Genomic DNA, 24,490 nt, shown 5'->3' on the forward strand with positions numbered 1-24,490 from the left:
CCAAATCCCCTAACGGCTCGCCTGTATGTCCGAACAGCGCGATTATAGAGACACGGTCTTCCTGCCCAAGACCGATTTCCCCATGAAGGCCGGCCTGCCGCAGAAGGAGCCGGGCATCCAGTCGCGCTGGGAGGACGAGCAGCTCTACACCCAGCTGCGCGAGGCCCGCATCGGGCGCGAGAAATTCATCTTCCACGACGGCCCGCCCTACGCCAATGGCGACATGCATATCGGCCATGCGCTAAACCATGTGCTGAAGGACATGGTCTGCCGAACGCAGAACCTGCTCGGCAAGGATGCGCCCTATGTGCCCGGCTGGGATTGTCACGGCCTGCCGATCGAATGGAAGGTCGAGGAGCAGTACCGCAAGAAGAAGCTCGACAAGAAAGCCGTGCCTCCGGCGGAATTCCGCGCCGAATGCCGCGCCTATGCACAGCACTGGGTCGATGTGCAGCGCGAGCAGCTGAAGCGCCTCGGCGTGATGGCGGACTGGGACAATCCCTATCTCACCATGCAGTTCGACAGCGAGGCGACCATCGTGGCCGAGCTGATGAAATTCGCCGAAGCGGGCAATCTCTATCGCGGCTCGAAGCCGGTGATGTGGAGCCCGGTCGAGGAAACCGCGCTGGCCGAGGCGGAGGTGGAGTATGAGGACATCGTCTCGACCCAGATCGACGTGGCGTTCGAGATCACCGAGAGCCCGATCGAAGAATTGGTCGGCGCGCATGCGGTGATCTGGACGACGACGCCGTGGACGATCCCGGTCAACCAGGCTTTGGCCTATGGGCCTGACGTTGAGTACGTGCTGGTCACTCTCGACATCAACGCGCACGGTTCGAAAGAAGCGCGAGACGCGTTCTTGCAGGATACACCTGATTTTGGTCTGGGCGCTGATCCAAAGGTTCTGATCGCCAAGCCCCTCCTCGAAGATTTTGGCAAGCGGCTCGATGCCGCGCTTAAGGCACTGACCGGTGAAGCCGACTACCGGCTCGATGACTTTGAAGACGCTCAATCCTTCAAAGGCTCCGACCTCGCCGGCACCGTTGCCCGCCATCCGATGCACCATCTCGGCGGGTTCTACGCCAAGCCGCGCCCCTTCCTACCGGGCGATTTCGTCACCACCGACAGCGGCACGGGCCTCGTCCACATGTCGCCCGACCATGGCGAGGACGACTTCCTGCTGTGCCGCGAATACGGGCTGGAGCCGCAATTCGCAGTCATGGCCGACGGGCGCTATCGCGACGACTGGCCGTGGCTGGGCGGGGACGACGATCGCCGCCGCGCGGTGATCAACAAGACGTTCAATTCGCCCGATGGCCCGATCTGCTCCGACCTGCGCGAAGCGGGCGCGCTGCTTTCGGCGAGCGACGACTACCAGCATTCCTACCCGCACAGCTGGCGCTCCAAGGCCAAGGTCATCTACCGCTGCACGCCGCAATGGTTCGTGCCGATGGACAAGCCTCTCGGTGAACCCGATGTGCCTATCCTTCGACAAGCTCAGGATGAGAGGGGAGAGGCGCAAGCGGCCAACACAAAATCCGCTCAGCCTGAGCCTGTCGAAGGCCACGCGCTGCCCTCGACACTCCGTGAGCGTGCCCTCAAAGCCATCGCCGAGACGCGCTTCGTGCCGGAGAAAGGCCGCAACCGCATCGGCTCCATGGTCGAAGGCCGCCCCGACTGGGTGCTCTCCCGCCAGCGCGCCTGGGGCGTGCCGATCACGCTGTTCGTCAAGAACGGCACCGGCGAATATCTACAGGACGCGGCCGTCAACGCGCGCGTCGTCGAGGCGGTGCGCGAGCAGGGCGTCGATGCCTGGGACGAAAGCCGCAAGGCGGAGTTCCTCGGCGCCGACCACAATCCCGACGATTACGAGATGGTTACCGACATTCTCGACGTCTGGTTCGATTCGGGCTGCACCCATGCCTTCGTGCTCGAAAGCGGGCGCTGGCCGGAAATGCAGTGGCCGGCAGACCTCTATCTCGAAGGCAGCGACCAGCATCGCGGCTGGTTCCAGTCTTCCCTGCTCGAAAGCTGCGCCACGCGCGGCCGCGCGCCCTATAACCAGATCCTGACCCACGGCTTCACCATGGATGCCAAGGGCAAGAAGATGTCGAAAAGCCTCGGCAACACCATCGATCCCTTGAAGGTGATGGAGCAATACGGCGCGGACATCATCCGCCTGTGGGCCCTCTCGGTCGATTATACCGAGGATCACCGCATCGGCGACGAGATCCTGAAGGGCGTCGCCGACCAGTATCGCAAGCTGCGCAACACCTTCCGCTATTTGCTCGGCGCGCTCGACGGTTTCGTCGGCGACATGGGTGATGCGGGCGAGGTGCCGGAGCTGGAGCTTTACGTGCTCGCCCTGCTGGCCGATCTCGACGGGAAGCTGCGCAAGGCGGTCGATGATTACGACTTCAACGCCTACACCCGCCTGCTGGTCGATTTCTGCAACGAGGACCTGTCGGCCTTCTTCTTCGATATCCGCAAGGACGTGCTCTATTGCGACGGGCCGGACAGCACGAAGCGCAACGCCTATCGCACCGTGCTCGACCTGCTGTTCCACGCGCTGGTCCGCTATGCCGCGCCGGTGCTGGTGTTCACGGCGGAAGAAGTCTGGAGCACGCGCTATCCGAATGGCGGCAGCGTCCACCTGCTCGAATGGCCGCAGGTTCCGGGCGTCACGGCCGATGGTGCGAAATGGGCCAGGCTGCGCGACTTGCGCGAAGACGTGATGGAAGCGATCGAGCCGCTGCGGCGCGAGAAGGTGATCCGCTCCGGCCTCGAGGCCGATGTCACCGTGCCTGCCGACGCGGTGCCGGACGGTTTCACTGACGAAGATCTCGCCGAACTGTTCATCACCGCGTCAGTCACGCGGGGGCAGGGCGACGCGGTGACCGTGAGCCGGACCAACGAGAACAAGTGCGGGCGCTGCTGGCGCCTGCTGCCGAGCGTGGCCGAGGACGGCGCGCTGTGCGACCGCTGCGAGGACGTCGTGGCCCGGCAGGATGCAGCCGCATGAACCCGGTTATGAAAAACCGCCTGATCGGCTGCGTCGTGGCGCTGGTTTTGTTCGCGGTCGACCAGTGGTCGAAGAATTACGTCACCAAGACGCTCGGTATTAACGAGATCGGCAAGGCGATGGAGCTGCTGCCGATCTTCGACCTGCGCTTCACGCGCAATTTCGGCGTCTCGCTCGGCATGTTCGAGGCGACCAGCCCGGAGATGCGCTGGGGCCTCGTGCTGGTCACCGGCCTCATCGCGCTGGTGGTGACGGTGTGGATGCTGCGCGAGAAGCTGCTCGGCGATATCATCGCGCTGTCCTTCATCCTCGGCGGAGCGCTGGGCAATATCAAGGATCGCTACGAACTCGGCTATGTGGTCGATTTCGCCGATCTGCATTTCGGGGATTTCCGCCCCTTCCTCATCTTCAATGTCGCCGATGCCGCCATTACTATTGGCGTCGTCATCGTCCTTGCGCGCGCCTTCTTCATGCGCGACAATGACGATAAGGAGGTCGACGACCTCATGAACACCAAGGCGGCCGATGCCGCGGAGAGCAAGTGATGACCAAATTCGCCCGTATCGCCCTCATCGCCGGGCTCGGCGCCATGACCGCAGCCTGCGGCAGCGGCGGCCTGCTCAATCGCGACCGGCCCGACGAATTCGCCGTGCAGCGGCAGGCGCCGCTGGTGGTCCCGCCCGATTTCAACCTCGAACCGCCCGCGCCCGGCGCCCCGCGCCCGGCCGAAGGCACTACGGCGGAACAGGCGCTCGACGCCCTGTTCGGCGGCCCGGCCCCGCGCTCCAGCGTGGAAACCAGCGTCCTCGACCGCGCCGGTGCAGCCGCCCCCGGTATCCGCTCCAGCGTGGGCGATCCCGGCACCGCGACGGTCGCCAAGGGCTCGGTCACCCGCGACATCATCGCCGCCCCCGAAGGCGACGGCGCAACGGCGGTCGCGGTAATACCGGGTTGATTTAGCCTCAGGCGCCGGCGGCCGCATCCGCGGCCTTAGGCTATCCTCGCTCATGCGACCTGCGGTCGCGTCGCTGCGGGCGGCCGCCCGCCCGCAGGTGCCTGACCGAGCGAAGCGAGGGAAGATCAGCGCCGAGGACGCACCGACGGATGTCGGTGCGAAAAACCAAAAATCAGAATGCACAGCGAAACCTATGTACTCCGCTCGGCCTTATCCTGCGCATTCGTCCCCTTGATCATGTCGCGCATGGCGCTCCATTCCTCGTCGCCCAGACCGTGCAGCGCGCCCCAGAAGGTGCCGCCGGTCGCCTGGTAGCCTGCTCCGTCGATGGCGATGGTCTGGCCGTTCACCCATTCCGCGCCCGGCCCCATCAGGAAGGTCGCGAGATTGGCGAGTTCGTGCATCTCGCCGTGGCGGCCCATCGGGTTCATTTCGTCGTTCGAATTGCCGCCGCGCCCGCCGGGTGAGAGCCGCGCGCTCATGCCCTTGGTCGGGAAGAGGCCGGGGGCGATCGCGTTGAAGCGCAGGCCGTAGCGGCCCCATTCGACGGCGAGGCTCTGCGTCATCGCGTTGATGCCTGCCTTGCTCATCGCGCTGGGCACCACGAAGGCGCTGCCGTTCCACACCCATGTGGTGAGGATCGCGAGGAAGCTTGCCTTCCGCTTCTCCGCGATCAACCGCTTGCCGACCTCCAGCGTGACGTAGAAGGTGCCGCGAAAAACGATGTCGCTGATCGCATTGAAGCCGTTCACCGACAGGTCTTCGGTGCGGCTCACGAAATTGCCCGCCGCATTGTTGACCACGCCGGTAAGCGGCCCGCGTTCCCAGATGTCATCGACCATCGCCTTGATCGCATCTGCATCGCGAACGTCGCAGGCATGGCCGATTACCGTGCCGCCATGCGCGTCCATCAGCGCCTGTGCGGTTTCGTCCAGCTTGCCTTGCCGCCGCCCGCAAATGTGGACCTCTGCGCCCAGCTTGAGGAAAGCCTCGGTCATGACCTTGCCGAGGCCCGTCCCGCCGCCGGTCACCAGAATGCGCTCCCCGTCCATCAGCCCGTCGCGGAACATCAGTCTGTCGATTTCCATGTCTCTCTCCTTCGCTGTCGGAGCCTAACGAAACGGACAGCGGAAACAATTGAAAGCGTGGGCTGTATTGCGTAGCTATGACGGTATGGACGACCACTCGCTCACGCCGCTCGACCCGGCCTATGCCTCCATGCTCCGCCTTCAGTTCGCGTTTGTCGCGCTCGTGCTGCTTGCCGGAGCGACGGCGGCGGAGGTCGCGATACCGGGCTATACCGGGGCGGTCTGGATCCCGGTCATCGTCTTTTCGCTCTGGCTGCTGATTCGCATGCCGATGCGCCGCTATGCCGCGCGCGGATACTCGCTGGCCGAAGAGCGGCTGCGCGTGGTGCGTGGTATCCTGTTCCGTTCGGACACGGTCGTGCCGTTCGGGCGGGTGCAGCATATCGACGTGAACCAGGGCCCGCTCGAGCGCTTGTTCCACCTCGCCACGCTCACCGTGCATACCGCCGGATCGCACAACGCTTCAGTGTCGCTGCCCGGCCTCGCGCAGGAAGACGCCGCCGCGATGCGCGAGGAAATCCGCGCTGCCATCCGGCGCGACACGCGATGACACCCGAGGCGGCCGGCAAGCCGCAGCGCACCCATCCGAAGACCTTCGCAGTCAAGGCGGCGACCATGCTGACGCAACTGGTCGTGCCCCTGGTGGTCGGTGCATTCACGATCCTGGACGATGGCGATCTGGCGGATCTGCTGACCTATTTCCTGCCGCTGATCGTGGTCGTGATCGGCATGAACTTCGTGATCGCCTACCTGCAATGGACGCGCCTCACCTACGAGGTGCGAGAAAGCGACATCCGGGTCGAAAGCGGCCTGCTGTCGCGCGCGGCGCGCTCCGTCCCCTACGAGCGCATCCAGGACGTCAGCGTCGAACAGAAGCTCATCCCGCGCCTGTTCGGCCTGGTCGAGGTGAAGTTCGAGACCGGTGCGGGCGGAGGCGGCGATCTCAAGCTCGCCTATCTCACCGAGGCCGAAGGCGACCGGCTGCGCGACACCGTCAAGGCACGGCGCGAGGGGCGCGAAGTCTCGGAAGCGGCGGTCGAGGTCGAGCGCGCCGAAGCCGACGTCCTCTTCGCCATGCCACCGCGCCGCGTGCTGACCTTCGGCCTGTTCGAGTTTTCGCTGGCAGTCGTCGCCGTAGTTTTCGGTGCGGTCCAGCAGTTGGACTTCCTGATCGATTTCGACCTGTGGGATATCGACGAATGGCAGCAGCGGCTGGCAGGGCCGGGACAATATCTCGCCGGACTCGGCCCGCTCGCCCAGTTCGTCGGCATCGCGGCAGGGGTCGCGGCGCTCCTCGCGGTGGGAGTCACGACAGGGATAGTGCGCACGGCCCTGCGCGAATGGGACTTCCTGCTGGAGCGCACCGAGACCGGACTGCGGCGCAGGCGTGGCCTCGTCACGCGGACCGATGTCGTCATGCCTATCCACCGCGTGCAGGCCCTGCGGCTGAAAACGGGCTTCGTACGGCGGCTGTTCGGCTGGTACGGGCTGGGCGTCGTCAGCCTTGCCAGCGACAGCGCATCCGCCAATCACGAGGCTGCGCCGTTCGCGAAAATGCAGGAGATCGAGCCGATTGCAGCGACCACGGGTTTCGCCCTGCCGAGCGATGACATGAGCTGGAGCAGGCGCAGCGCCAAGGCGAGCGTCGACGGCGCGCTGATCAACCTTGCCTTCATGGGCGCGATCGCCATGCCGGTGTGGCTGCTCTCTCCGCTGTGGTGGAGCGCGCTGGTGCCGCTCGGCATCGGTGTATTGGGCGCGGTGCGCGAGTATTACCTCTACCGCTTCGACCGTCATTCTCTCGGCGACCGTTTCATCTATTCCCGCCACGGCTGGCTGGCCCCGAAAACCACCATCGGCTCGAGAGTCCGCTTGCAGTCGGTCGAGATCAGGCAGGGCCCGCTCGCGAAACTACGTGGTTATGCAGTCCTGAAGCTCGGCCTTGCGGGCGGCACCTTCGAAGTCGAAGCGATGCCGGTCGAACAGGCGCGGCACTGGCGCAGCGCGATCCTCGACAGCATCGCCACCACCGATTTCTCGCAGATGCTAGAACGCGAACCCTCAGGCGCGCAGGTCTGACCACTCGGGATTGCGGCGGAAGGCGGCTTCGACATAGGAGCAGTCGGGCGCAATCTTGAAGCCTTGCTCGCGCGCATCGGCAATCAGCGCATCGACCAGCTTTCCGGCGATCCCCTTGCCGCGCATCTCGGGCGGGACGAAGGTGTGATTGGCATGGCGCACGCCGTCTTGCGTGACCCAGGTCAGTTCCGCCTGCCGTTCGACGCCCTCGAGGTCGACCGTATAGGCGCCTCGGCTTTCGTCGCCCTGCTTCTCGACGGTGATTTCGCTGCTCTGGCCCATGCATGAATTCCTTTCTGTGCAACCAATGCCTGCCTCGTTATGCGCGTTCCCATGCAGTTCCTGTCCGACAATGCCGCCAGCGTTCACCCTGCCGTGTGGGAGGCGATGCGCGCTGCCGACGAGCCGGACAGCCCCTATGACGGCGATGCGCTGAGTGGCGCGCTCGACGAAAAGCTCTCCGCGCTGTTCGAGCGCGAATGTGCGGGCCTGTGGGTAGCGACCGGTACGGCGGCCAACTGCCTCGCGCTCGCCACCATGGTGCAGCCTCATGGCGGCGTGGTCTGCCACCGCGAAGCGCATATCGAGATGGACGAAGGCGGCGCGCCCGGCTTCTTTCTCCACGGTGCGAAACTGTTGCTGGCGGAAGGCGAAGGCGCGAAGCTGACGCCCGAAAGTATCCGCGCGGTGATCGATCCGATTCGCGACGATGTGCACCAGGTCCAGCCGCACGCGATTTCGATTACGCAGGCCAGCGAATACGGCCGCAGCTACCGCGTGGACGAGGTCGCCGCGATTGCCGCGCTGGCGAAGGAGCGCGGGCTCGGCCTGCATATGGACGGCGCGCGCTTCGGCAATGCCGCGGCTTTCCTCGATTGCAGCGCCGCGGATGCCGCCGGGCCGGTCGACGCGCTCAGCTTCGGCTTCGTGAAGAACGGCGCGATGAGCGCGGAGGCGATCGTGTTCTTCGATCCAGAGGCCGCCGATATCGCGCGCTATCGCCGCAAGCGGGCAGGGCATTTGCAGTCCAAGGGCCGCTTCCTCGCCGCGCAGGTCCATGCGATGCTGCAAGACGACCGCTGGCTCGCCAATGCGCGCTCCGCCAATGCCGCCGCCGCAGAGATCGCCGGGGCGTGCGGCGAGCGCCTGATGCATCCGGTCGAGGCGAACGAACTGTTCGTGCGCTGCTCCGCTGCCGAGCGTGATGCGCTGCGCGAACAGGGCTTCGGTTTCTATGACTGGGGCGCGGATGCCGCCCGCTTCGTGACCGCCTGGAATACGCGCGAAGAAGATGCACGGGCACTGTCGAAAGCTATCGCCGAGCTATGACGCCAAGCGAGAGCCTGTTCACCCCGCGCAACTTCGGGGCCTTCCTGCTCGTCAGCGTGATCTGGGGCGGGACCTGGCTGGTCATCCGCGACCAGATTTCAAGCGTCCCGCCCGCATGGTCGATCACCTATCGCTTCATCGTCGCCGCGCTCGGCATGTTCGCGCTGGCCAAGTTGCGCGGCGAGAGCCTTCGTGTCGCAGCTGGCGGATGGCGCTGGGTTGTCGCTCTGGCGCTGTTCCAGTTCTCGCTCAATTTCGGCTTCGTCTACAATGCGGAGCGGTTCATTACTTCGGGGCTGGTCGCGGTGATGTTTGCGTTGCTGGTGGTGCCGAACGCCGTGCTGGGGCGGCTATTTCTCGGCCAGCCGATCAGCCGCGAATTCGTGCTGGGTTCGGCAATTGCCGCTGTCGGCGTGGCGATGCTGTTCGCGCAGGAATATCGCGCCTCTCCCGCCACGCTCGGCGAAGTGCTGACCGGCGCGGCGCTGACGGTCGGTGGCATCCTCGCCGCGAGCGCTGCCAATATCGTGCAGGCGATGGAGGGGGCGAAACGCCAGCCGCTGCTCACGCTATTGGCTTGGGCCATGCTGGTCGGTGTAGCGATCAATGCAGTGTTTGCGTTGGTCGTGTCGGGCCCGCCGGTGTTCGACGAACGTCCGGCCTATACGCTCGGCATCCTCTATCTCGGCCTCGCCGGATCGGTGGTGACCTTCCCGCTCTATTACGGCCTCGTTCGCAAGGTCGGCGCAGGCAAGGCGGCCTACAGCTCGGTAATCGTGCCGGTTGTGGCAATGATCCTATCGACCTTGTTCGAGGGCTTCGTTTGGGGCCCGCTCCCCGCAGCAGGTGCGGCGATCACTCTGACCGGGATGATCGTGGCCATGAGGGGTCGCGCCGCGCCTCCGCCTCGGCGTGCTACTCCCGAGCTGTAATTTGCTGGGTGCGGTCAGGACATCCGTCCTGACCTTGCTGTTCCATCCCACGCCCCCTCCCGGCCACCCATAGAATACCGTGCCGTGGGTGGCCGGGAGGGGGCGTGGGATGGAACAGGGCGCAGCGGCTGACAAAGTCAGTCGCGACTAGACGCCACAATAGAAGCGAGACCTTCCCGGAAAGTCGGGTATTCCGGCTGCCAACCCAGCACCCGTTTCGCCTTGCCGTTCGCCACCCGGCGGTTCTCGGCATAGAAACCGCGCGCCATTGACGACAGGTCGGCCTCGTCCATCGTCTGAAGCGGCGGTGGATCGACCCCGAGCAGGCGAAATGCTTCCTCGATCACTGCATTCTGGCTGGTCGGCAGATCGTCGGCGAGATTGTAGGCGCCGGGCGGTGCGTGGGTCTCGACGGCAGCGACCACGCCGCTCACGATATCGTCGACGTGTACGCGGCTGAAGACCTGCCCCGGCAGATCGATCCGGTGGGCCTTGCCATCGCCTATGCGATCGAAAGCACTGCGTCCCGGCCCGTAGATCCCCGGCAGGCGGAAGACCCGCGCGTCCATTTCCAGCCAGCGCGCATCGCAGTCGCTGCGCGCGGTTCGCCGCCCGCCGCCGGTCGGGGTTGCCTCGTCCACCCACGCGCCTTGCCAGTCGCCATAAACGCCGGTCGAGGAAAGGTAGCCCAGCCATTTGTCGCCCAGCGCAGAGCCATAGCGGTCCAGCACCGGATCGCTGCCATCGAACGGCGGGACGGAACTCACAACATGGCTCGATGCGGCCAGCGCGGAAAGCACGGCAGGCTCGTCATCGAAGGCGATCGTCCCGTCGCTTCCGGTAGCCTCGACTGACCAGCCGGCGGTGCTCAGCGCTTGCGCGATCCGTTTGGCCGTGTAGCCGAGGCCGAAGATGAACATTTGTGGCATCGGGGCGTATTACCCGAAGACACGCAAAAGCACAGGATTTCCATGGATATCGCCCGCACCCCCGCCACGCCCGAAGGCAATGTCGCAATGGCCGATGCGGCTCCCGAACCGCATGAGCCCGCGACCATCCGGCGCGAGGATTACGCGCCGTTCCCGTGGCTGGTGACCGAAACGCGGCTCGATTTCGAACTCGGGCTCGAGGGGACACGGGTAACCGCGACCCTCTCGGTAGCGCGCAATCCCGACGCCGAAGCCTCGCCCACGATTCGGCTCAACGGCGACGGGCTGGAGCTGGTTTCTCTGACCTGCGACGGTGCCGAATGCGCCGGCCACACGATGGATGGTGACGATCTGGTCGTAACGCTCGAGGGTAGCAAGCACACGATCGAGATCGTCACCGAGATCGATCCTTCGGCCAATTCGCAGCTGATGGGCCTCTACGCCTCGAACGGCATGCTCTGCACGCAATGCGAGGCCGAGGGTTTCCGCCGCATCACCTTCTTCCCCGACCGCCCCGACGTGCTCAGCACTTATACCGTTCGCATGCGCGGCTCGAAGGCGCAGTTCCCGGTGCTTCTGTGCAACGGCAACCGCGTGGACACCGGCGAGGATGGCGAGCAGCACTGGGCCGAATGGCACGATCCCTGGCCCAAGCCTTCCTACCTCTTCGCGCTGGTCGCCGGCGATCTGGTGGCGCGGACCGACAGTTTCACGACCATGGGCGGTCGCGAGGTCGAACTTAACGTCTATGTCCGCGACGGCGATCTGGAACGCACCGCGCATGCCATGGAGAGCCTCAAGCGCTCGATGAAATGGGACGAGGAGGTGTTCGGCCGTGAATACGACCTCGACCTGTTCAACATCGTCGCGGTGAGCGATTTCAACATGGGTGCGATGGAGAACAAAGGCCTCAACGTCTTCAATACGAAATACGTCCTCGCCGACCCGGAGACCGCAACCGACGGCGATTTCGACGGCATCGAAGGCGTGATCGGCCACGAGTACTTTCACAACTGGTCGGGCAATCGCATCACCTGCCGCGACTGGTTCCAGCTGAGCTTGAAGGAAGGCTTCACCGTGTTGCGCGACCAGCTGTTCAGCGCCGACATGGGCAGCGCGCCGGTCAAGCGGATCGAGGATGTGCGCATCCTGCGCAGCGTGCAGTTCCCCGAGGATTCCGGTCCGCTGGCGCACCCGATCCGCCCCGATTCCTATCGCGAGATCAACAACTTCTACACCTCGACCGTCTATAACAAGGGTGCGGAGGTCATCCGCATGATGCGGACGATGGCGGGCGAAGAGCATTTCCGGCAGGGCACCGATCTCTATTTCGAGCGCCACGACGGCGAGGCGGCGACCTGCGAAGATTTTGTCAGCTCGATCGAAGAGGGGGCCGGTCTCGATCTAAAGCAATTTCGCCTGTGGTATTCGCAGGCGGGTACTCCCAAGGTGACGGCCGAGTTGCAGCACGAGGGGCAGACGGCCAAGCTTACGCTCTCGCAGGTTGTGCCGCCGACGCCTGGCCAGCCGGACAAGCAGCCCATGCCGATCCCGCTCAAGGTCGCGCTGTTCGACCGCGAGACGGGCAAGCATTCGGGTGAGGAGCTGGTCGTGCTCGATTCGGCGAAGGCGGAGTTCGAGTTCGAAGGTTTCGAGCACAAGCCAGTGCTTTCGATCAACCGGACTTTCTCTGCGCCGGTAACAGTCGAGCGCGACATCCCGCGCGAAGATCTGGTGTTCCTCGCCGCTCATGACGACGATTCCTTCGCCCGCTACGAGGCGATGCAGGAGCTGATGACTGGCCACCTGGTCGCGGCAGCGGGCGGCGGACTGGAGGAGCAAAATCGCGAGGCGGCCGTGGCCGACATTGCCGAAGCGATGCGTGCTGTGCTGGTGGACGAAAGGCTCGACGACCTGATGCGGGGCGAGCTGATGCTGCTGCCGAGCCAGACCTATCTCGCCGAGCAAATGCTGGTTGCCGATCCGGCTCGCATCCATGCAGAGCGCGAAGAGCTCAAGCGCGAGTTGGGCAAGCGATTGCAAAGCGAAATGCACCGTCTGTACGAGCGGGCGGAGCAACTACCGTATTCGCTCGATCTGGCGGCGAAAGGTGCGCGCAAGGTCAAGACCCAAGTGCTGACCTATGCCGCTGCAAGCGATCCGGCGAAAGCGGTCGAGCTGGCGGCGCACCAGTATGACCGTGCCGACAACATGACCGACCGGCAGGGGGCGCTGATGGTGCTGGCCGGGACCGACAGCGCCGAGCGCACTGCGCGGCTGCTCGATTTCTACAACCGCTTCCAGGGCAATGCGCTGGTGATCGACAAGTGGTTCGCGCTGCAGGCCTCCTCGCTCCATCCCAATGCGATCGAGCATGTGAAGGCGCTGGCCGACCATCCCGATTTCACCCTGAAGAACCCCAACCGCGTCCGCTCGCTCTACATGGCGTTCGCAGCCAATCCACAAGCCTTCCACGCCGAAGATGGCGAAGGTTATCGCATTATCGCCGACCTGATCCTCGCACTCGACCCGATCAATCCGCAGACGGCGGCACGCTTCGTGCCGCCGCTTGGCCGTTGGCGGCGGATCGAGCCCGGACGCGCCGCGCTGATGCGCGAGCAGCTAGAGCGGATCGCCGCTGCACCCAAGTTGTCGCGGGACACATACGAGCAGGTGAGCCGCTCGCTTGGCTGAGGCCCTTCGATCGAACCTGCTGAAGGAGATTCCGCACGCCTTTTCGGCACGCGCGCCGCTCGATCTACAGGAGATTCTGCCGGACAGCGTGCTTGTGCGTGTAAAGCAGGTCCATTCGCCGGAAGCGGTGTTCGCAACGGAGGCCATGGCGGCACCGCTTGAGGCCGATGCGCTCGTCACCGACCGGCCGGGTTTGCTGCTCGGCATCGTCACCGCCGATTGCGCGCCGGTTTTGCTGGTGGACGAACAGGCGGGCATCGTCGGGGCTGCACATGTAGGCTGGCGCGGTGCAGTGTCCGGCGTACTCGAAAATACGGTAGCGGCGATGGCGCGATTGGGAAGCGATCCGGCCGATATCCGCGCTGCGATCGGGCCGACGATCGCGCAGGCCAGCTATGAGGTAGATGAAGTGTTCCGGGCGAAATTCACGGAGGCCGACGACCGATTCTTCGTGTCGGGGCGCAAGGGCCATTGGCAATTCGATCTGCCCGGTTTTGCCGCCCATCGTCTCGCTCTGGCGGGGGTCAAGCAGGTGGATGATCTGAAAGAGGACACCTACGGCCAGCCCGATCGCTTCCACTCGTTCCGCCGGGCCAGCCATCAGGGTGAGAATACGACAGGCCGACAGCTCAGTGTCATCGGCCTGCCACACTGAATGCGCCACGTGCCACGAAGCTTGCCAAAATCGCGGTTGGCAAGGCAGCGCTGACCCGCTAGAGGCCCCTCCAAACCGGCTTGCCGGGGGCTTTCGTGCAGGTATCTCTCAGACGAGCCGATCGAGCTCTCCGCAGCGCCGGAAACAATCGCAAACGCACTGTGCGGGTGACCCGCCGGTGCATCGACAAGGCAGGCAAGGCATAGCGCTGATGGCAGACACGGCTGCAACCGCAACACCCGAAACCGCAGACGAAACCGGCGACGGCATCCGTCGCCGCGATTTCATCGACATCGCTGCCGTGAGCGCCGCCGGCGTCGGCGGTCTGGCGGTGCTCTATCCGCTCATCAGCCAGATGGCGCCGTCGAAGGACGTGCTCGCTGCGAGCACGACCGAGGTCGATGTCTCGGCGATCCAGCCAGGGCAGGCGATCAAGGCCGTGTTCCGCAAGCAGCCGCTGTTCGTGCGCCGCCTGACGCCCGCCGAAGTCCAGGAAGCGAACGCCACGCCCGTCGGTGCGCTGCGTGATCCGCAGACCCTCGCCGAGCGTACGCAGGAAGGGCATCAGGACATGCTCGTGACCATGGGTGTCTGCACCCACCTCGGCTGCGTCCCGCTGGGTGCTGCCGAAGGCGAGGTCAAGGGCGAGTTCGGCGGATATTTCTGCCCCTGCCACGGGTCGCACTACGATACTGCCGGGCGCATCCGGAAGGGACCGGCGCCGACCAACCTCGAAGTGCCGGAATATACCTTCACCTCCGACACCACCATCCAGGTCGGCTGAGCCAAGAGACGAGAGATACGATCATGAGCTTTCCCTGGGCCAAGGAATATACGCCGGCCAACGGCTTCACCAAGTTCCTCGACGAGAAGCTGCCGCTGCCGCGTCTCGTCTACAACGCAGTCGGTGCCGGCTATCCGGTGCCGCGCAACCTCAGCTATTTCTGGAATTTCGGCGTTCTCGCCGGCTTCTTCCTCGTGCTGCAGATCGTCACCGGCATCATCCTCGCGATGCATTATGCCGCAAACGCCCAGGTTGCCTTCGCCACGACCGAGCACATCATGCGCAACGTCAACTGGGGCTGGCTGATGCGCTATGCCCACGCGAACGGGGCGAGCTTCTTCTTCATCGTCGTCTACCTCCATATCTTCCGCGGCTTCTACTACAGTTCGTACAAGGCCCCGCGCGAGATGATCTGGCTGCTCGGCGTCACGATCTTCCTGCTGATGATGGCGACCGCCTTCATGGGCTACGTCCTGCCCTGGGGCCAGATGAGCTTCTGGGGCGCCAAGGTCATCACCGGCTTGTTCGGCGCAATCCCGCTGGTCGGCGAACCGATCCAGATCTGGCTGCTCGGCGGCTACGCGCCCGACAATGCCGCGCTGAACCGCTTCTTCAGCCTTCACTTCCTGCTGCCCTTCGTGATCGCGGGCTGTGTCATCCTGCACATCTGGGCGCTGCATATTCCGGGCTCTTCGAACCCGACCGGCGTCGAGATCAAGAGCGAGAGCGACACGCTGCCCTTCCACCCGTATTATACGGTGAAGGACGGCTTCGGCCTCGGCGTTGCCCTGATCCTGTTCATGACCATGGTCTTCTTCCTCCCGAACGCGCTTGGTCACCCGGACAACTATATCGAGGCGAACCCCCTTTCGACGCCGGCGCATATCGTTCCGGAGTGGTACTTCTGGCCCTTCTACGCGATCCTGCGCGCCTTCACCGTCGACTTCCTGTTCATTCCGGCAAAGCTGCTGGGCGTGATCGCGATGTTCGGCTCGATCCTGCTGTGGTTCATCCTGCCGTGGCTCGACCGGTCGCCGGTGCGCAGCGGCCACTATCGCCCGCTGTTCCGCAAGTTCTTCTGGTTCGGACTGATACCGGCGATGATCGTCCTGTTCATCTGCGGCGGCGCGCCGGCGGAAGAGCCCTATGTCATGCTCAGCCAGCTGGCGACGGCATACTATTTCCTTCACTTCCTCGTGATCCTGCCGATCGTCGGCCAGATCGAGAAGCCCGAACCGCTGCCCTATTCCATCACGGAGGCCGTGCTGGGATCGGACAAGAAGGCAGTGCTCGGCGAAAACGCTTCGCCGGCCGTCTAAGCGAGTAACGAGAAAAGACATGACCAAGCTTCTCAGCATCCGCCTCGTTGCCATTCTCGCAGGGCTCGGCTTCGCACTTGTCGCGCTCTATTCCTTCGTCGTTGGCGCTTTGGCGTTCCTGACCGAAGAGACGGCCCCGCACCTTCCGTACGAGGAACCGCGCGACTTCGCCTTCTCCTTCGACGGTCCTGCCGGCAAGTGGGACGTGCAGCAGCTGCAACGCGGCCTGAAGGTCTATGACGAGGTCTGTTCGGCCTGCCACAGCCTCAAATACGTCGCCTTCCGCAACCTCTCGCAGATCGGTTACGATGAAGGCCAGGTCAAAGCCTATGCCGCCTCCAAGCAGGTCCCGGGCATCGATCCGAACACCGGCGAAGCCACGACGCGTCCGGGTCTGCCGACCGACTATTTCCCGTCGCCCTATCCCAATGCAGTCGCGGCTGCGGCGGCAAACAACAACGCAATTCCGCCCGATCTCTCGCTGATTACAAAGGCGCGTGGCGACGGAACGAACTACGTCGCTTCGCTGCTTGCAGGTTATCAGGAACCGAGTGCAGAGCTTCTGGCCGAGCATCCGGAGGCCGCACCCGGCCCGGGTCTCTACCACAATCCCTATTTCCCCAATCTCAATCTGGCGATGGCTCCGCCTCTGACGTCGACCGGACAGGTCACCTATGACGATGGCACCGAAGCGACCATCGAGCAGATGTCGATCGATGTGGCGGCCTTCCTGACCTGGACGGCAGAGCCGACCCTGGTGCAGCGCAAGCAGACCGGCTGGCCGGTGCTGATCTTCCTGCTGTTCGCCACCGTGCTGGCCTATTTGTCGAAAAACCAGATCTGGGCCGCGGTGAAGCCCAAGAAGAAGTAGGCCGACCGATCATCGCAAATATCGCAAAGCGGGCGCCCCTCCATCCAGCCGGATGCGAGGGGCGCTTTCGATTGCGGGAGAAAGAAAATGACCCCGGCTGAGTTGAAAGCGCTGGTGCGCACCATTCCGGATTTTCCCAAGCAGGGCATCCAGTTCCGCGACATAACGACCCTCATCGGGCACGGGCGGGGTTTTTCCGCGTCGGTGGACTGGCTGGCCGAGCAAGTGGAGGGAAGCGAGGCGGTTGCCGGCATGGAGGCGCGAGGCTTTATCTTCGGAGCGGCCGTGGCAGCGCGCCTCGGCCTTCCGTTCCTGCCGATCCGCAAGCCCGGGAAACTCCCCTGCCAAGTGATCGGTGTCGATTACGAACTCGAATACGGCATGGACCGGCTCGAATTCGATCCCCAATCGGTGAGCGACGGACAATCCGTTGCGATTGTCGATGACCTCTTGGCGACGGGAGGGACTGCGCGGGCCGCGACGAAGCTGTTGCGCCAGGCCGGGGCTACGGTCACCACCGCGGCATTCGTGATCGACCTTCCCGATCTGGGCGGCAGCAACAAACTGCAGGCAGAAGGCGTAGCCGTCCGCGCGCTGATAGAATTCGAAGGCGACTGATCCTCGCCGGAAATTTGGAAATATCCTCGGCTTAGGGCATTGACGTAGGAACGCAGCTGCGAAGTCCTTTCGCAGGCTCAGCCATAAATGCGAGGGGCATGGAACAGACATTAGTCATTGCGATGGTCGGCATACTGGGCATTGGCGCCCAATGGCTTGCCTGGCGGACCGGCTGGCCGGCCATCGTCCTCATGCTCGCTGCAGGTTTTCTTGCCGGGCCGGTTTTGGGGGTATTCGATCCAGAACATGCTTTCGGCAGCCTGCTTGAACCGATGGTCGCTATCGGCGTGGCCCTCATCCTTTTCGAAGGCGGGCTGAGCCTCGATTTCCGAGAACTCCGCCATACCGGCAGCGCCGTCATGCGCCTTGCGACAATCGGCGTCGTTCTCGGCTGGCTCTTCGGCGCCCTAGCCGGGATCTATATCGCCGGTCTCGCTCCCGAAGTCGCGATCCTGTTCGGCGGCATTCTGGTGGTCACCGGCCCGACCGTGGTCATTCCGCTGCTCCGGCAAAGTTCGGTCAAGTCGCGCCCCGCATCGATCCTCAAATGGGAGGCGATCGTCAACGATCCCACCGGCGCGCTCTGCGCCGTGATCGCTTACGAATACTTCCGCAAGGTCGCCGAATCGCCAGGTGCCAGCCTCTTCGAAGTCGTCCCGCCGCTCATCATCGCAGCCATCATCGCAGGGCTCATCGGTTATGTCGCGGCCGTAGCCATAGCTTGGGCCTTCCCGCGCGGGGCGGTGCCGGAATACCTCAAGGTCCCAGTGCTTCTGACGACGGTAATCTGCGTCTTCGTGATCTCGAACCTGATCGAGCATGAGGCCGGCCTCGTCGCCGTTACTGTCATGGGCGTTGCCTTGGCAAATATGAACGTCTCCAGCCTACGCAGCATTCATCCCTTCAAGGAAAATGTCGCGGTCCTGCTGGTGTCGGGCATATTCATCCTGCTTTCGGCCTCGCTTGAGCCGGCCGATGTCCGCTATTTCAACTGGTCGATCGCTGCATTCCTGCTGGCGCTGCTCTTCGTCGTGCGGCCGGCGACCATCATCCTGAGCCTGTTGGGCAGCTCGATCCCATGGAACGAGCGCCTCTTCCTCGCCTGGATCGCGCCGCGCGGGATCGTGTTGGTCGCCATTTCCGGCCTGTTCGCGCTGCGCCTGTCTGAACTGGGCTTCAGCGACGGCAATCTGCTGATCGGGCTGAGCTTCGCCGTCGTCGTGGTGACCATCGTGGCCCATGGATTCACAGTCGACATCGTTGCGCGATGGCTCGGCGTGAAGGGAGCCAGCCGCCCCGGCATCCTGTTCGTCGGCAGCACGCCTTGGACGATCGCCTTGGCCGAACAGATCCGCGACCTTAAGGCACCGGTACTGGTCGTCGATGCCAGCTGGCAACGCCTCGGCCTTGCGCGCCAGAAGGGCCTGCCGTTCTATCACGGCGAGATTCTCAACGAGGCGACCGAGCACAATCTCGAGTTGGCGCCGTACCAGAACCTCGTCGCGGCAACTGAGAACGAGGCGTACAACACGCTTGTTTGCAACGAATTCGCGCATGAAATCGGGCGCGACAAGGTCTTCCAGCTCGGTGAATCCGCCGACGAGGACGACAAGCATGCGCTTCCGATCGGTCTGCGCGGGCGTGCGCTGTTCGAATCCGGTTTCGGCGTCGAGGACGTAAACGAACGGCAGGCGCAGGGCTGGGTCTTCCGCAAGACCAAATTGTCCGACGAATTCGATTTCGAGGCAGCTCAGGAGCGTTTGCCCGAAGCGGCCAATATGCTGCTGTTGATGCGGGAGAACGGGACGATCCGTTTCTTCACCCATGCCGCGCGCCCCGAACCGCGCGCCGGCGATACCATCATCAGTTTCTCCCCGCCGCAGGAGCGCAGCCCGGAGGGCGTCGCGGCGAAACGTGCAAGCAAGAAGAAGCCGCGTGAAGGTGGCAAGGAGGCACCGGCGTGAGGCCGATAACCACTCTTAAAGCAATGTTCTCGCTGGCCGCCGGCTCGGCTCTGCTTGCCGCGTGCGGCGACCGTGAAAGCGAACCGCCCCCGCCGCCGCAACCGAGCGAGGAGCCGCGCTCCATCTTTACCGATGGCGAAACCGGCGAGGGTGCCGAGTCAGCGCCGCTCATCGCCCCGCTCGAGACGACGATCGCCTTTCCCGACGGGGCCGAGCTGACCGAAGCGGCCCGAGCCGAACTCGCGACCATCCTGCGCTCGCCCCAGATCGCGCAAGGCGGGGAAATCGTCCTGCGCGGGCATTCGGACGCAGGTGGCAGCGACGAGGCGAACATGCGCGCTTCGCAGGAGCGAGCCGAAGCGATTGCGGCGTTCCTGGTCGATGGCGGTGTGGCTGAAGACCGGATCGAGATCATCGCGTTCGGCGAGCAAAATCCAATAGCACCGAACGCGCTGCCGGATGGAACTCCCAACGAAGAGGGGCGCCGCCGAAACCGGCGCGTCGAAATCTACGTCGCCGCGCCCGATGGCCAGGAAACGTCTGCCGCACCGGAAGAGCCGACCATTGCGGAAACGCTGGCCGGCGAACTGGAAGCCGAGACCGCCGAGGCGGACGATTCTCCGCAATAGCAGTCCGACGTAGAAGCCTTGTTGACGAAAGGGCCGAAGCAGTGGCAAGGGCGCTGCTGTCGCACAGGTCATGCGCGCCGAGATCGGGCGGGTATAGCATAGTGGTAATGCTCCAGCCTTCCAAGCTGGCTAGAGGGGTTCGATTCCCCTTACCCGCTCCAGCCTCTCCTCACTCCACCGCCATATTGTCGATCAGGCGCGTGCCGCCCATGCGCGCCGCGACGAACAGCCGGGCGTTGCCATTATCGCTGTTCAGCGGCACCAAGCTGTCCGCATCGCGTAGCTCGGCATAGTCCACAGAATCGAAGCCGGAAACGCTCAGCACTTCACGCAGATTGCCGAGCGGTCTTTCGGCATCCCCACCCTCCGCCAAGACGGCAATCGCGTCTCGCATCGCTCTGGGCAGGGCCGCAGCGGCCTCCCGCTGTTCCACCGAAAGATAGGCGTTGCGGCTGCTCATCGCGAGCCCATCGCTCTCGCGCACGATGGCAACGCCATGGATCGCATCGACGTGCGGCCGGACGAGGTCGAGGTCGCGCGCCATTCGCCGGATCACGGCCAGTTGCTGCCAATCCTTTTCGCCGAAAAAGGCCATGTCGGGCCGGACCTGGTTGAACAGCTTGCACACCACCGTCGCCACGCCGTCGAAATGACCCGGGCGGTTGCCGCCGCACAGCCCCTCGCTCACGCCCGCCACCGTGATATTGGTCGCATAGCCCGGGGGATAGACTTCACCGGGAGGCGGTGCCCACAGCAGCGCTACGCCCTCGCGTTCGAGCAGTTCGGAATCTCGGGCGAGCTGGCGTGGATAGGCGTCCAGATCCTCGCCTTCCCCGAATTGCCGCGGATTGACGAAGATCGATACCGCCACATGATCCGCCGCCGCCTTAGCCGCGCGCACCAGAGTGAGGTGGCCCTCGTGGAGCGCGCCCATCGTCGGCACCAGCGCCAGCGTGCCCTCGCTTCGCAGCGTATCGGTCGCAGGGCGCAACTGGGCGAGCGTCGTAACGGTATCCAAGGCAAACTCTCCGGCGGATAGGCAGCGGATAAAGAAAGGGCGGGGCGACCGTAGCCGCACCGCCCCTCTATCGCGTCTTGGCCTGCTGGACTAGCGGGCCTCTGGCGCCGCAGCAGCCGCATCTTCCGGCAAGCCGCCCAGCTGGTAGACGAGGTCGCTATAGGCGTTGAGATAGGCAAGGACGATGATCTGCCCGATTGCCGTATTCTCGTAGCTTCCGAAACCGCCAGCAGCTCCGCCGCCACCGCCGAACAGGCCGCCGCCGGCCGCCCAGCCGAGGTCCTTCTTGCGGAAATAGCCTTCGACCAGCGCTTCCTCGACCGTGGTGCGCGCGTTAACGATCGAGAGCGTAACATTCGCCTCGCCCTTCTTGACCCGAATGCCGCCGGCCAGCGCGCCTGCGGTGCGCCCGAACAGGCCGCCGACCACGCCGCCAAGGACGCCGCCGCCACCGCCGGAGTTCGAATTGGCAGAAACGATGTCGGGCTGGAGGAAGTAATCGGCTGCCTTCACCTGGCCGCGGCCGAGGTTCGAGCCTTCCTGCAATTCGCCCTGGTCGGCCAGCGCCCGCTCCATCGCGCGGCTCTGCATGGACCGGCCGCGATTTACGAGCGTGAAGCATCCCGACCTTTGTACGAACACACGGATGATCGCTTCGGGGCTGCCGAGATTGAACTCGCGCCACCATTGATTGTCGGGCTCGACGATCGCGACCGTGCCCAGGTTGCGCGTGCAACGCGGAATCTCCATCGTGGCGCGATCCTGCGCCTTGCGCCCCGACGAGCGGCCCTGCGCATTGACCGGCTCGGCTGCCATGCTGAAGGACGCGACCACGGCCAGCGCCGCCACTGCGAACTTGTTCATTGTAAGGTTTCCCCATTCCAACTTTACGGCAGCCGGCTCTTGCCGCGACCACCGATCCATTGCGCCCCTGATGCTCGAGATACGCCAGACTTCTGCAGAAGGCTTGTATAGCAACGCCAAATCCCGATTATTCCTCGGTCGGCCGACTTCGGTGCGTTGCGGCCCGGCGGCGGGTTGGATAGGGGAAGGGCCGACAACTCGTTTTACAGGTATTCTCGCTCGATGACGTCCGCCCCCCACCGTATTGTTTTCGCCAATGAAAAGGGCGGTACGGGTAAGTCGACGACCGCCGTCCATGTCGCCGTCGCTCTGGCGTTTCGCGGCGCCCGCGTGGTCGCTTTCGACCTCGACCACCGTCAGCGCACGATGTGCCGTTATTTCGAAAACCGCGCCGATACGATGGCACGGCGGGGCATCGAGTTGCCTACCGCCGAATGTCACGTCGCCGAAGGGATGGACGAAAGCCAGTTCGAGGCTTTCGTCGGCGAGCATTCCGCGGGTGCCGACGTCGTCGTGATCGACACGCCCGGCCGCGACGATCCGCTGGCGCGCCATGCCGCGACCACGGCCGATACGCTCGTGACCCCGATGAACGACAGCTTCGTCGATTTCGACCTCATCGGCCAGGTCGAGGGCGAAAGCTTCAAGGTCAAGAAACTGTCCTTCTACGCCGAGTTGATCTGGGAAGCGCGGATCAAGCGCAGCCGCGCAGGCCTCGAACAGAACCGGCGCGAGATGGACTGGGTCATCGTGCGCAACCGCACCGGCTATACCGAGGCGCGCAACATGGCGCGCATCGAACAGGCTCTGTCAGAGATGTCGAAACGCGTGGGCTTCCGCGTCGCGAAGGGACTGTCCGAGCGTGTGATCTATCGCGAGTTGTTCCCCTCGGGCCTGACGTTGCTGGACAAGGGGCACCTGGGCGATCTCGGCACCAGCCACCTCGTCGCACGGCAGGAACTGCGCACGTTGATCGCCAATCTCCGCTTGCCCGGTGCGTCGAGTGCCCAGCCTGCCGAAAGCGCCGCCTGATGCTTCGCCTGATCGCCCTGGCCGTGCTGCTGTCGGTCGCCTGCCGGTGGATTTTCGGGCGCTGGCCATGGGAATATCTTCGCGCCCCGTACACCCGCTCACAAGCGCTGTTCAAGGCACGCAAATTGCTGGGAGTGGGCAAGCGCGCCGATGCGCGGGAAATCCGTGACGCCCATAGAAGAATGACCGCCATGATCCATCCGGATCGCGGCGGAACGAATGCCGCAATGCAGGACCTCAACGCCGCGCGCGACCTGCTTCTGGGCGACTTGCCCCACGAACCACCGGAGCAACCCGAATGAGCCATGAATTCGACCCCACCATGCTGCGCGAATACGACATTCGCGGAATCATCGGCGAAACCCTTAGCCCGGACGATGCGCGCGCCATCGGGCGGACCTTCGGATCGATGCTGCGCGAAGCGGGCGGCTCTCGCGTTGCAGTAGGTTACGACGGACGCGTGTCTTCGCCGATCCTGGAACATGCGCTTGTCGAAGGGCTGACGGCGGCGGGCTGCGATGCGGTCCGCGTCGGCATGGGGCCGACACCGATGCTATATTATGCCGAAGCATCGGACGAGGAGATCGATGGCGGCATCCAGATAACCGGCAGCCATAACCCCGCCAATTACAATGGCTTCAAGATGGTATTCCAGGGGCGTCCGTTCTTCGGCGCGGACATTCAGGAGCTGGGCCGCCGGTCTGCCGCCGGCGAATGGGTCGACGGGAGAGGCGAGGTCGAAACCCGCGACGTAATGGACGCCTATATCGCCAAGATGGTCGATGCGCTGGCCGATATCGACGGAAGGGCGCTCGAAAAACTGCGCGTCGGGTGGGACGCAGGCAATGGCGCTGCCGGGCCCGCGCTCGAGCAACTGGTCGAGCGGCTGCCGGGCGAGCATCACCTGCTGTTTACCGAAGTCGATGGCAATTTCCCCAATCATCATCCCGATCCGACCGTGGAGGCCAATCTCGAAGACCTGCGCGCGCTTGTCGCGGACAAGTCGCTCGATTTCGGTGTCGCTTTCGACGGGGACGGGGACAGGATCGGGGCGATCGACGGTAAGGGCCGGGTCATCTGGGGTGACCAACTGCTGATGATCTATGCCGAGGACCTGCTGGTGCGGCGCGATGATTCGCCCGTGATCATCGCCGATGTGAAGGCCAGCCGTGCGCTTTACGACCACGTCGCCGCCTGCGGTGGCAAGCCGCTGATGTGGAAGACCGGCCACTCGCTGATCAAGTCCAAAATGAAGGAAACGGGCTCGCCGCTGGCCGGCGAAATGAGCGGTCACGTGTTCTTCGCCGACGAATACTACGGCTTCGACGATGCGCTCTATGCCGGGGTGCGGTTGCTCGCGGCATCGGCGCGGCTCGGCAAGTCGGTCACCGACCTGCGCAGCGCAATGCCGGACATGATCAACACGCCCGAAATGCGCTTCCAGGTCGACGAGAGCCGCAAGTTCGCCGCCATCGAGGAGGTCAAGGAGCGCCTCAAGGACAGCCCGGACGAGGTCGATGGGACCGACGGCGTGCGCGTGACGAATGACGATGGCTGGTGGCTGCTACGCGCCTCGAACACGCAGGACGTGCTGGTCGCCCGCGCCGAAAGCGAAACGCAGGCGGGGCTGACCCGCCTGGTGGCCCAGATCGACGAGCAACTGGCGCTCAGCGGGCTGGAGCGCGGCGAAAGCGTAGGGCACTGATAG

23 protein-coding genes and 1 tRNA gene are annotated in these 24,490 nt (G+C 64.3%); 19 read left to right on the forward strand and 5 right to left on the reverse strand.

Annotated features, from left to right (window positions below):
* The first annotated feature begins 25 nt into the window (after nt 1-25).
* From ileS to P8R33_RS13560, 3 genes are read left to right on the forward strand one after another with little or no spacing between them, the layout of a single operon-like run.
* On the forward strand, nt 26-3,022 hold the full coding sequence (ileS, locus tag P8R33_RS13550; protein WP_278329496.1) for an isoleucine--tRNA ligase: 2,997 nt from the start codon (nt 26-28) through the stop codon (nt 3,020-3,022).
* Nucleotides 3,019-3,567, forward strand: coding sequence for a signal peptidase II (gene lspA / locus P8R33_RS13555; RefSeq protein WP_278329497.1), 549 nt, complete (start codon nt 3,019-3,021; stop codon nt 3,565-3,567). Before ileS ends, lspA begins: the two co-directional genes overlap by 4 nt.
* A complete protein-coding gene (locus tag P8R33_RS13560) occupies nt 3,567-3,977 on the forward strand; it encodes a DUF3035 domain-containing protein (protein ID WP_278329498.1) in 411 nt (136 codons plus the stop codon). The genes lspA and P8R33_RS13560 overlap by 1 nt, the downstream gene beginning before the upstream one ends.
* Nucleotides 3,978-4,168: 191 nt before the next feature.
* On the opposite strand, the gene P8R33_RS13565 is transcribed toward P8R33_RS13560, so the two are convergent.
* Complete coding sequence (locus tag P8R33_RS13565) at nt 4,169-5,065, reverse strand: SDR family oxidoreductase (RefSeq protein WP_278329499.1); 897 nt, start codon at nt 5,063-5,065, stop codon at nt 4,169-4,171.
* 85 nt (nt 5,066-5,150) lie between these two features.
* Between P8R33_RS13565 and P8R33_RS13570 the strand changes: the two genes are divergently transcribed.
* Together P8R33_RS13570 and P8R33_RS13575 are read left to right on the forward strand one after the other, a co-directional pair.
* Nucleotides 5,151-5,615 carry a PH domain-containing protein gene (locus P8R33_RS13570; RefSeq protein ID WP_278329500.1) on the forward strand — a complete coding sequence of 155 codons (465 nt, stop codon included), beginning with the start codon at nt 5,151-5,153 and terminating at the stop codon, nt 5,613-5,615.
* Complete coding sequence (locus P8R33_RS13575) at nt 5,612-7,144, forward strand: PH domain-containing protein (protein ID WP_278329501.1); 1,533 nt, start codon at nt 5,612-5,614, stop codon at nt 7,142-7,144. The genes P8R33_RS13570 and P8R33_RS13575 overlap by 4 nt, the downstream gene beginning before the upstream one ends.
* Here P8R33_RS13575 and P8R33_RS13580 read toward each other — a convergent pair.
* Nucleotides 7,127-7,426 carry a GNAT family N-acetyltransferase gene (locus P8R33_RS13580; protein ID WP_278329502.1) on the reverse strand — a complete coding sequence of 100 codons (300 nt, stop codon included), beginning with the start codon at nt 7,424-7,426 and terminating at the stop codon, nt 7,127-7,129. The two genes, P8R33_RS13575 and P8R33_RS13580, sit on opposite strands and share 18 nt — an antisense overlap.
* 51 nt (nt 7,427-7,477) lie before the next feature.
* Here P8R33_RS13580 and P8R33_RS13585 point away from each other — a divergent pair, with 51 nt between their 5' ends.
* On the forward strand, nt 7,478-8,473 hold the full coding sequence (locus P8R33_RS13585; protein WP_278329572.1) for a threonine aldolase family protein: 996 nt from the start codon (nt 7,478-7,480) through the stop codon (nt 8,471-8,473).
* Nucleotides 8,470-9,405 (forward strand): DMT family transporter, encoded by a 936-nt coding sequence (locus tag P8R33_RS13590; RefSeq protein ID WP_278329503.1) that lies wholly within the window; start codon nt 8,470-8,472, stop codon nt 9,403-9,405. The genes P8R33_RS13585 and P8R33_RS13590 overlap by 4 nt, the downstream gene beginning before the upstream one ends.
* A gap of 137 nt (nt 9,406-9,542) precedes the next feature.
* Here the strand turns inward: P8R33_RS13590 and P8R33_RS13595 are convergent, their stop codons facing one another.
* Entirely contained in the window at nt 9,543-10,334 is a 792-nt protein-coding gene (locus P8R33_RS13595; protein WP_278329504.1) for a Rossmann-fold NAD(P)-binding domain-containing protein, read from the reverse strand.
* Between the two features lie 42 nt (nt 10,335-10,376).
* On the opposite strand from P8R33_RS13595, the gene pepN reads away from it, so the two are divergent.
* The 9 genes from pepN (at nt 10,377) to P8R33_RS13640 (ending at nt 20,029) form a co-directional block, all read left to right on the forward strand.
* A complete protein-coding gene (pepN, locus tag P8R33_RS13600) occupies nt 10,377-13,028 on the forward strand; it encodes an aminopeptidase N (RefSeq protein ID WP_278329505.1) in 2,652 nt (883 codons plus the stop codon).
* On the forward strand, nt 13,021-13,683 hold the full coding sequence (gene pgeF / locus P8R33_RS13605) for a peptidoglycan editing factor PgeF (protein WP_278329506.1): 663 nt from the start codon (nt 13,021-13,023) through the stop codon (nt 13,681-13,683). Before pepN ends, pgeF begins: the two co-directional genes overlap by 8 nt.
* Nucleotides 13,684-13,894: 211 nt before the next feature.
* The gene (gene petA / locus P8R33_RS13610; RefSeq protein ID WP_278329507.1) at nt 13,895-14,467 is read left to right on the forward strand and encodes a ubiquinol-cytochrome c reductase iron-sulfur subunit; all 573 of its coding nucleotides are present in this window, start codon (nt 13,895-13,897) and stop codon (nt 14,465-14,467) included.
* Nucleotides 14,468-14,490: 23 nt separating this feature from the next.
* The gene (locus P8R33_RS13615) at nt 14,491-15,786 is read left to right on the forward strand and encodes a cytochrome b (protein WP_278329508.1); all 1,296 of its coding nucleotides are present in this window, start codon (nt 14,491-14,493) and stop codon (nt 15,784-15,786) included.
* Between the two features lie 19 nt (nt 15,787-15,805).
* On the forward strand, nt 15,806-16,657 hold the full coding sequence (locus P8R33_RS13620; protein ID WP_278329509.1) for a cytochrome c1: 852 nt from the start codon (nt 15,806-15,808) through the stop codon (nt 16,655-16,657).
* A gap of 87 nt (nt 16,658-16,744) precedes the next feature.
* Complete coding sequence (locus P8R33_RS13625) at nt 16,745-17,275, forward strand: adenine phosphoribosyltransferase (protein ID WP_278329510.1); 531 nt, start codon at nt 16,745-16,747, stop codon at nt 17,273-17,275.
* A gap of 98 nt (nt 17,276-17,373) precedes the next feature.
* Entirely contained in the window at nt 17,374-19,239 is a 1,866-nt protein-coding gene (locus tag P8R33_RS13630; protein WP_278329511.1) for a cation:proton antiporter, read from the forward strand.
* Nucleotides 19,236-19,868, forward strand: a complete 633-nt coding sequence (locus P8R33_RS13635; protein WP_278329513.1) for an OmpA family protein — start codon at nt 19,236-19,238, stop codon at nt 19,866-19,868. Before P8R33_RS13630 ends, P8R33_RS13635 begins: the two co-directional genes overlap by 4 nt.
* 87 nt (nt 19,869-19,955) lie before the next feature.
* Nucleotides 19,956-20,029 (forward strand) — tRNA-Gly (locus P8R33_RS13640).
* Nucleotides 20,030-20,037: 8 nt separating this feature from the next.
* Here the strand turns inward: P8R33_RS13640 and panC are convergent.
* On the reverse strand, nt 20,038-20,886 hold the full coding sequence (panC, locus tag P8R33_RS13645) for a pantoate--beta-alanine ligase (RefSeq protein ID WP_278329514.1): 849 nt from the start codon (nt 20,884-20,886) through the stop codon (nt 20,038-20,040).
* A 90-nt stretch (nt 20,887-20,976) separates the two neighbouring features.
* The gene (locus P8R33_RS13650; RefSeq protein ID WP_278329515.1) at nt 20,977-21,750 is read right to left on the reverse strand and encodes a CsgG/HfaB family protein; all 774 of its coding nucleotides are present in this window, start codon (nt 21,748-21,750) and stop codon (nt 20,977-20,979) included.
* 222 nt (nt 21,751-21,972) lie between these two features.
* On the opposite strand from P8R33_RS13650, the gene P8R33_RS13655 reads away from it, so the two are divergent.
* From P8R33_RS13655 to pgmG, 3 genes are read left to right on the forward strand one after another with little or no spacing between them, the layout of a single operon-like run.
* Nucleotides 21,973-22,782: a division plane positioning ATPase MipZ gene (locus P8R33_RS13655; protein ID WP_278329516.1), complete on the forward strand. Its 810-nt coding sequence runs from the start codon at nt 21,973-21,975 to the stop codon at nt 22,780-22,782.
* Nucleotides 22,782-23,084 (forward strand): J domain-containing protein, encoded by a 303-nt coding sequence (locus P8R33_RS13660; RefSeq protein ID WP_278329517.1) that lies wholly within the window; start codon nt 22,782-22,784, stop codon nt 23,082-23,084. Before P8R33_RS13655 ends, P8R33_RS13660 begins: the two co-directional genes overlap by 1 nt.
* Entirely contained in the window at nt 23,081-24,487 is a 1,407-nt protein-coding gene (gene pgmG / locus P8R33_RS13665; RefSeq protein ID WP_278329518.1) for a phosphoglucomutase/phosphomannomutase PgmG, read from the forward strand. The genes P8R33_RS13660 and pgmG overlap by 4 nt, the downstream gene beginning before the upstream one ends.
* Nucleotides 24,488-24,490: the final 3 nt, after the last annotated feature.

The organism is Qipengyuania flavescens (assembly GCF_029688735.1).
GTDB lineage: Bacteria > Pseudomonadota > Alphaproteobacteria > Sphingomonadales > Sphingomonadaceae > Qipengyuania.